Annotated in this window: 10 protein-coding genes; 9 read left to right on the top strand and 1 reads right to left on the bottom strand. The window is 43.5% G+C overall.

The window, feature by feature from the left end; translation table 11 throughout:
* The 6 genes from ACUVXA_RS11240 to ACUVXA_RS11215 all read left to right on the top strand — a co-directional run.
* A partial coding sequence (locus tag ACUVXA_RS11240; RefSeq protein ID WP_445871355.1) for an ATP-binding protein occupies positions 1-824 on the top strand: 824 nt, incomplete at its 5' end.
* 135 nt (positions 825-959) lie between these two features.
* Complete coding sequence (locus ACUVXA_RS11235) at positions 960-1,805, top strand: 4Fe-4S binding protein (protein ID WP_445871354.1); 846 nt, start codon at positions 960-962, stop codon at positions 1,803-1,805.
* 6 nt (positions 1,806-1,811) lie between these two features.
* Positions 1,812-2,093, top strand: a complete 282-nt coding sequence (locus ACUVXA_RS11230) for a 4Fe-4S dicluster domain-containing protein (RefSeq protein WP_445871353.1) — start codon at positions 1,812-1,814, stop codon at positions 2,091-2,093.
* 23 nt (positions 2,094-2,116) lie between these two features.
* On the top strand, positions 2,117-2,656 hold the full coding sequence (locus ACUVXA_RS11225; protein ID WP_445871352.1) for a hypothetical protein: 540 nt from the start codon (positions 2,117-2,119) through the stop codon (positions 2,654-2,656).
* 164 nt (positions 2,657-2,820) lie between these two features.
* Positions 2,821-3,051, top strand: a complete 231-nt coding sequence (locus tag ACUVXA_RS11220) for a hypothetical protein (protein WP_445871351.1) — start codon at positions 2,821-2,823, stop codon at positions 3,049-3,051.
* Positions 3,052-3,081: 30 nt separating this feature from the next.
* Positions 3,082-3,321 (top strand): hypothetical protein, encoded by a 240-nt coding sequence (locus tag ACUVXA_RS11215; RefSeq protein ID WP_445871350.1) that lies wholly within the window; start codon positions 3,082-3,084, stop codon positions 3,319-3,321.
* A gap of 111 nt (positions 3,322-3,432) precedes the next feature.
* On the opposite strand, the gene ACUVXA_RS11210 is transcribed toward ACUVXA_RS11215, so the two are convergent.
* Positions 3,433-4,602 carry an acetyl-CoA acetyltransferase gene (locus ACUVXA_RS11210; protein ID WP_445871349.1) on the bottom strand — a complete coding sequence of 390 codons (1,170 nt, stop codon included), beginning with the start codon at positions 4,600-4,602 and terminating at the stop codon, positions 3,433-3,435.
* A 295-nt stretch (positions 4,603-4,897) separates the two neighbouring features.
* Between ACUVXA_RS11210 and ACUVXA_RS11205 the strand changes: the two genes are divergently transcribed.
* From ACUVXA_RS11205 to ACUVXA_RS11195, 3 genes are all read left to right on the top strand, one after another.
* A complete protein-coding gene (locus tag ACUVXA_RS11205; protein ID WP_445871348.1) occupies positions 4,898-5,644 on the top strand; it encodes an SGNH/GDSL hydrolase family protein in 747 nt (248 codons plus the stop codon).
* Positions 5,645-5,892: 248 nt separating this feature from the next.
* Complete coding sequence (locus ACUVXA_RS11200; RefSeq protein ID WP_445871359.1) at positions 5,893-6,264, top strand: DUF86 domain-containing protein; 372 nt, start codon at positions 5,893-5,895, stop codon at positions 6,262-6,264.
* Positions 6,227-6,564, top strand: a 338-nt coding sequence (locus ACUVXA_RS11195; RefSeq protein WP_445871347.1) for a nucleotidyltransferase domain-containing protein, incomplete at its 3' end; no start/stop codon positions are given. The genes ACUVXA_RS11200 and ACUVXA_RS11195, both read left to right, overlap by 38 nt.

The following is a 6,564-nucleotide window of genomic DNA, read 5'->3' as shown; positions in this document are numbered from 1 at the left end:
CCGGAAAATACTGGTACAAGTGGGCCAGCCGCTACGCCCGCCAAATGTACCATCGCAGAAGGACTGATCGCAAGGTTTCTGGAGCGGGAGGCACCGCACAACTAGAGGCGCAGATGGGATTAGCGGCAATTGAGGCCATTCAGGCTAAGAATCTCAACCCTGAAAAGTTTCCAGAACTAGTAGAAAAAGTGAACCAGTTAGCAAGGGTCACCAATTCTGGCCAGGTCATAACTCTGGAAGACGCAAAAACCATGATTGATCTGGCCAGTCCTATCGCATTTATTGCCTGTGACTGTCGTAGGCAGCTCCACGGCTACATTGAGCGTGACCTCTCAAGAATGACCTGCCTGGGACTCGGTGTCGGAATGTTTCGATGGGAGAGGGAGCCCTCAAGATATGTTGCAGGCGCACACTTTGTTAGTGATAAAGAAGCCAAAAAATGGTTAGAGGAGTGGGACAAGAAAGGCATGGTTCACTCGCTCATGACATTTGGTTTGAGGGATGGTGCGCCCTACATTGGCGGCATATGTAACTGCACTTATCCCGATTGCATAAGTATTCGTTGGCGTCGCGACTATGGAATAGAACAGCTCATAAAAGGGGAAAGAGTCGCCGTAATGACAAACCCCGAGAACTGTACCGGCTGTTTCCAGTGTGTTTCCCGATGCCAGTTCGGAGCCATCACCGCTAATATACGATCTGAGAAGCCCTACATTGATTTGACCAAGTGTTTTGGCTGTGGACTCTGTGTAACCGGCTGTAAACACGATGTCATTGAACTTGTGGATCGCCGCAACTTTGAAGTACTCAAACACTCCTGGTAGTCCCCTAAATCCTTTTTTCTTAGCTTCCGTAACCCTTATTTATTATATATCCTTTGTCTTTCTAATATTAAAAAGGATTAAAGGATCCATAATATTCTTTTAATGAGAAATTATTGAATTGGGAGTGATTTTGGAATGTGTGATTTTTGTACCAAGCATGGTACCGGAAAATACTGGTACAAGTGGGCCAGCCGCTACGCCCGCCAAATGTACCATCGTGCCAGAGCCGACCGCAAAGCCGAAGGAGCAGGAGCAAACCTTGAAGCACAACTAGGTGCCCTCGCTTTGCAAACACTGCAAGCAAAAAATCTGGAACCGGAGAAATTTCCCGAATACGTTGCTAATTTCAATAAACTGGCAAGAGATATTCACACCGGGCAAGTCATAACCCTGGAGGACGCAAAAACCATGATTGATCTGGCGAGCCCCATCGCTTTCATTGCTTGTGACTGTCGTAGACAGCTCCACGGCTACATTGAGCGTGACCGTTCAAGAATGACTTGTCTCGGATTAGGGGTGGGAATGTTCCGATGGGAACGCCTTCCCTCAAGGTATACTGCGGGTGCTGAATTCGTTAGCGACAAGGAAGCCAAAAAATGGTTAGAGGAATGGAACAAAAAGGGTATGGTTCACACCCTCATGACCTTCGGCCTAAGAGAAGGTGCACCCTACATAGGTGGATTATGCAACTGCACCTACGGTGACTGCTTAAGTATTCGATGGCGATTAGACTATGGAATGAAACAACTCATGAAGGGAGAGAGAGTCGCAGTTCTAGCTCATCCCGAGAAGTGCACCGGATGCTTCCAATGCGTCACTCGCTGCCAGTTCGGAGCCATCACCGCTAATGTAAGGAATGAGATGCCCTACATTGATTTGACCCGATGTTTCGGCTGCGGACTATGCGAGACCGGCTGCAAACAGGGGGCAATTGAACTTGTGGATCGCCGAAATTTTGAGGTACTTAAACATTCGTGGTGATAAAGTATGAGTTCGAAAGTATTAATAACAATAGATTATCAGAAGTGTACCACACCCTTCGCCTGCAAAAAGTGTATAGAAGTATGCCCGGGAGAAGTGTTTCTAGTTACACCAAACCCCATGATGATCAAGAAGTATCAACCCATAGATGAAAACCAGCCCGGATCCTACCTGCTACTTGCACCCATGACTCCCAAATGTGTAGGCTGTATGAAGTGCATGGAAATATGCCCAAACGACGCTCTAAAAGTAGAAATCCAACACCCAGAACCAGAAATCACAACATAGACCTAAAAGTGAGGATGAACAAAATGGCTGAAAAATATGACTTCTACATTAAAGACGAACTTTTCGAAACAATAGAGAAAGAATTCGATGGAGAAACCATCGCGAAAAAATACGCCCAGAGCAAAAACATCAAAGACTTCGAAGAATACGGAAAACAACTCATGCTACGAACCATAGAACTAAGCGACCAAGAAAAATACCGAGACCGAACATACCAAGTCCTACTAGAATCTGCCAAAAAAACCGGTGAACTAATCTTCCCCCACGTAGCACAAAGATACATAGAAATAGCATACCTGTCAGTCCACCTAATGGGCGTAGTCCAAATAGAAGCAAACAACGCACAGGAACTAAGCTTCAAGGTAGCGGAGGAAGACTGCAAAATCTACCAATCCCTAAAAAACCTGATAAGCAAAGAGGAACTAGAAAAGCTACCCTGCCAAGCCGCATGCCTATCCACCCTGAAAACAGTATTCGACAAAATGGGATTCAAAGTCGAAACAAACATGCTCGAAAAAATGCCAGAAAACGGAGAATGCTACTTCCAAACATTAAAAAAATGAAAATACCCCCTCTTTTTTCCAGATTCCACTCAACTGATTTCACTACTATTTTTATCGAAAAACTAAAAGGCAAAATAAAAAATCCCACATAACAAAAAACTGAAACAAAAACTTTTAATCCCACCACTCATTCTAAAAAACAACAACAAAAACTGGGTGAAAAAATGCAGCAAACCCCCAAAGAAGAAACCAAAGAAACAGCAAAACAAAAAAATCCACCAGACCTAACAGACACCAGCCCCATAGGAACAGACATGCTCTACCCCTGCTGCATCGGCGGAAACTGCGCCCTCTACTTCTACTACGAAGACCTATGGAGACTATGGAGAGAACAACAAAAAGAACAACAAAAACAAGAACAAGAACAAAAACAACAATCAGAACCAGAAAAGTGAAAAAACAACAAACAAAACCAAGGAATCAAAATGAAAACAACATCAGAAAAAACTAACCCACCAAAACCAAAATCCCAAACACAAATAGAAACAGAAAAAGAAACTGAAAAAGAAAAAGAAAACATAGCAGGACTAGAAAACCTCTACTCATTCCGGGCAGGAGCAAGCTGCGGACTCTACTCCATGGGAGAAGAGTACTGGGAAAAAATAGCCGAAAAAATAAACCCCAACCCACAAAAAGAAATACAAAAACAAAAAGAAGAAGACTAAACGAATCAAAAAGCTCCTAATTAACCGGTAAAAACCCGCAAAAGGTCAAAAATAAAGACCATAAAAAACGCTTTTTCTAAAAAATATTAAAAAAGAAAGAGAATAAAAATTCTAAGGCCTACCCAAAACAGTCACAGTGCAAACCGTGTACGGCCCACCAAGGTTGTGAGCCATACCCACCTCATTCCTCTCAACCTGACGACCATCAGCCCTACCCTGAATCTGCTTAGTAACCTCAACCAGCATACGGCAACCAGTAGCACCAATCGGGTGACCAAAACACTTCAAACCACCACTAGGATTAATCGGAAACTCACCATCAATAGCCGTAAAACCATCCCTAACCTTCTGCGCAGCCTCACCCTTCTTACAAAGCCCAAGATCCTGCATATTCAAAAGCTCTGTAATAGTAAAACAGTCATGCACCTCAGCGAAACCAATCTCCTTAACCGGATCCTTAATACCCGCAGCCTTATAAGCCGCCTGAGCCGCCTTTTGAGTCGCTGGAACCTCCGAAAAATCATAACCAGGCTTATAATATGGATAAAGAGTCTCAACCGCCATACCATTACCCTTCAACACCACAAAATCATCCCTATGCTTGAACTCCTTAGCAATCTCCGGACGAGTAATAACCAACGCAGCAGCACCATCGGACATAGCACAGCAATCATATCTCCCTAGTGGTTCAGCAATCATAGGGGCATTTAGGACGTCCTCGATTTTGATTTCTCTTCGGAAGTGAGCCTTGGGATGGGCAACACCATTATAGTGGTTCTTAACCGCGACTCTGGCCAAGTCTTCTTTAGTCCACTCCCAGTTATGAAATGCTCTGGTGGCAAGCATGGCAAACATTCCTGGAGCGGAAACGTTTCCATAAACTGGATGACCGAATTGCTCGAATCCTGGTAGCCCTCGGGATCCGGCGTCCATCAGTTTCTCCACGCCACAAGCTAGTGCGATGTCTATGTCACCTGAATAGACTGCGTAGCAAGCGTTTCGGAAGGCGTCCATTCCTGAAGCGCAGAAGTTTTCGACTCGGGTGGCGGGTTTGCCGAAGATTTTGAGGAATTCGGCGGCGGCGCCTCCGGATAAGCCTGTGAAGAAGTATTGGATTCCTATCCAAATGGCGTCGATTTGTTTGGGTTCTACGCCGGCGTCGTCGAAGGATTCGTAGCATGCTTCTACTAGTAGGTCTTCCTGGTTTTTGTCCCAGAGTTCTCCGAACTTGGTGTAGCCTACACCCATTATTGCTATTTTATCTTTTAGAGGGGATACCATTTCTCTCACCGTTGTTGCTATACCAAATATATTTCGTGCTTATAAATTATTACCCAATCTTAGAAAGCTTCTCTTAAAAGACGCTGTTTGGATGTTTGCATTCTGGATTTTGTGGTTGATTGGTTAATTGGCTGGTTAGCGTGTTTGTTTTGATTAGTTGCTATGAGTTATGTTATTATTGTGTTTCTCTGGTTGGTTTCCTGGCGGTTGTCTTTTGTGTTTTGTTTGGTTTGATGAAAATTGTTAAAAATGGTTTTTTGTTATGTATTTTAGTTAATTTGGAGTGGTGTTTTGTATGCGGCGGCGTGTTTCTGGTTCTGAGTGTTATGTGGCTTTTGGGGATAGTATGATTATTGATTATTATGCTGGGGGGCCGGGTTGGGGTGCGGCATCGCTGCTCTATAAGAATTTGGATGATGTTTATCCCGATTGGAAGGGTAGGGATTTGGCCACTCTCTATCCGGGTATTAGGTTTCATGATCTTACTTCTGATGGGGCAACCACCGACACTGTGCTTAGCTGGCAGCTTCCCAAGGCTCCCACTGTGGAAAATCAGCCCACCATAATTATCTTAACAGTTGGAGGAAATGATATCCTACACCAATATGGAGTACCGGAAAAAAAGGGTATAACTCTAAGCTACGAGATGAAGGGAAGGCTTTTGAAAATCATATCTTACCTGCAGGATTCGGTAAGGTTTCCTAAACCCGCCCGAATATATATTGGAAACATTTACGATCCCTCAGACGGTATGGGCAATCTGGAGAAAGAGGGTTACTCTCGTTGGCCTGACGGGTTAAAGGTGCTTGACCACTGGAATAAGAGAATTGAAGAGGTTGCCCGGGAGAAGGGCTTAACGCTGGTGGATGTTCACAGACACTTTCTGGGCCACGGAGTAAACTATGATGATCCAAGCGGTAAACACTATGATCCAGAGGATAATACGTCGTGGCTGTGGCAGGTGATTGAACCGAATTCACGTGGCGCACACGAGATAAGAAAATTGTTTTGGGAAAAAATCTATGAAGATTCTTTGAAATAAGCGGTTCTTTCCAATTTACAAATGTTTATTTTTTTAATAGAATTTAGTGATTGGATTTATGTTTTATATTTAATATAATAACTTGATAAATTTTAGAAAATTTCTGAAAGAAATGATTACCATACATCAAAAATTGATTTGATAGTGATTTGGAATTATTTGAGGAAAGGAATAAAAGAAATAACATTTCTTTTTTATAGACGGTGGTTTAATGAGTAGGAGTCTCCAATATAGAGGAAAAATTGATTATGTTGCGTCTGTGCTGGGGGGATTTGCCTCCAAACTTGAGTGATCAATACCAATTTGAAGCGTTATTGCATCGTCTGCACACAAGTATAGAAGCAATAATGAGCATCTTAGCAATGTTGGTTAAAGACCTCGGGTTCAACGTTGGAGACGACTACTTTAACATAAAGAAGTTAGAGTCTGCGGGAATCATTAAAATAGAAATGGCGGACTTTCTCAGAAAGCTTAACGGTTTAAGAAACGCAATAGTTCATAAGTATAATAAATTTGATGGGTCCATTGTGCGAGAGGAGTTAGATGAGGTTTTGAGTGGAGTGTTCGATTTTTTGGAGGTGATTGAAAACGTCTTACAGGAAATCGTTGGAGGAGATTAGGAGCGACCTGAAGGCTCTAAGTGATTTCTGGGTTGTGGTTTACGGAAGCTGGGCTAGAGCAGAAGCCACACCCCGATCCGATATTGACGTAGCAGTGATCACAAGAACTGAGGACATGGAGAATAACTTGAACACCCTGAGAAATCTCCTTGGAAAACCCCCATCCGGTTACGATGTTAGGATCTTCGAAAGCTGTCCCCTCCACATTAAGGCGGAAGTGATGTCAAATTACGTTGTGGTCTTCGGGTACCGTTGTCCGAAACTTACCCATTTAGGACACCGCCTAAATGGTGTTCGGTT

The organism is Candidatus Jordarchaeum sp., assembly GCF_052745115.1.
The sequence above is the reverse complement of the archived record's forward strand: the minus strand, read 5'-3'. Positions and strand labels throughout refer to the sequence as shown.

Excerpts from the sequence above, each read along its gene's own strand:
- ACUVXA_RS11235 (WP_445871354.1), top strand. The coding sequence starts at position 960 with ATGTGTGATTTTTGTACCAAGCATGGTACCGGAAAATACTGGTACAAG.
- ACUVXA_RS11230 (WP_445871353.1), top strand. The coding sequence starts at position 1,812 with ATGAGTTCGAAAGTATTAATAACAATAGATTATCAGAAGTGTACCACA.
- ACUVXA_RS11225 (WP_445871352.1), top strand. The coding sequence starts at position 2,117 with ATGGCTGAAAAATATGACTTCTACATTAAAGACGAACTTTTCGAAACA.
- ACUVXA_RS11220 (WP_445871351.1), top strand. The coding sequence starts at position 2,821 with ATGCAGCAAACCCCCAAAGAAGAAACCAAAGAAACAGCAAAACAAAAA.
- ACUVXA_RS11215 (WP_445871350.1), top strand. The coding sequence starts at position 3,082 with ATGAAAACAACATCAGAAAAAACTAACCCACCAAAACCAAAATCCCAA.
- ACUVXA_RS11210 (WP_445871349.1), bottom strand. The coding sequence starts at position 4,602 with ATGGTATCCCCTCTAAAAGATAAAATAGCAATAATGGGTGTAGGCTAC.
- ACUVXA_RS11205 (WP_445871348.1), top strand. The coding sequence starts at position 4,898 with ATGCGGCGGCGTGTTTCTGGTTCTGAGTGTTATGTGGCTTTTGGGGAT.
- ACUVXA_RS11200 (WP_445871359.1), top strand. The coding sequence starts at position 5,893 with ATGTTGCGTCTGTGCTGGGGGGATTTGCCTCCAAACTTGAGTGATCAA.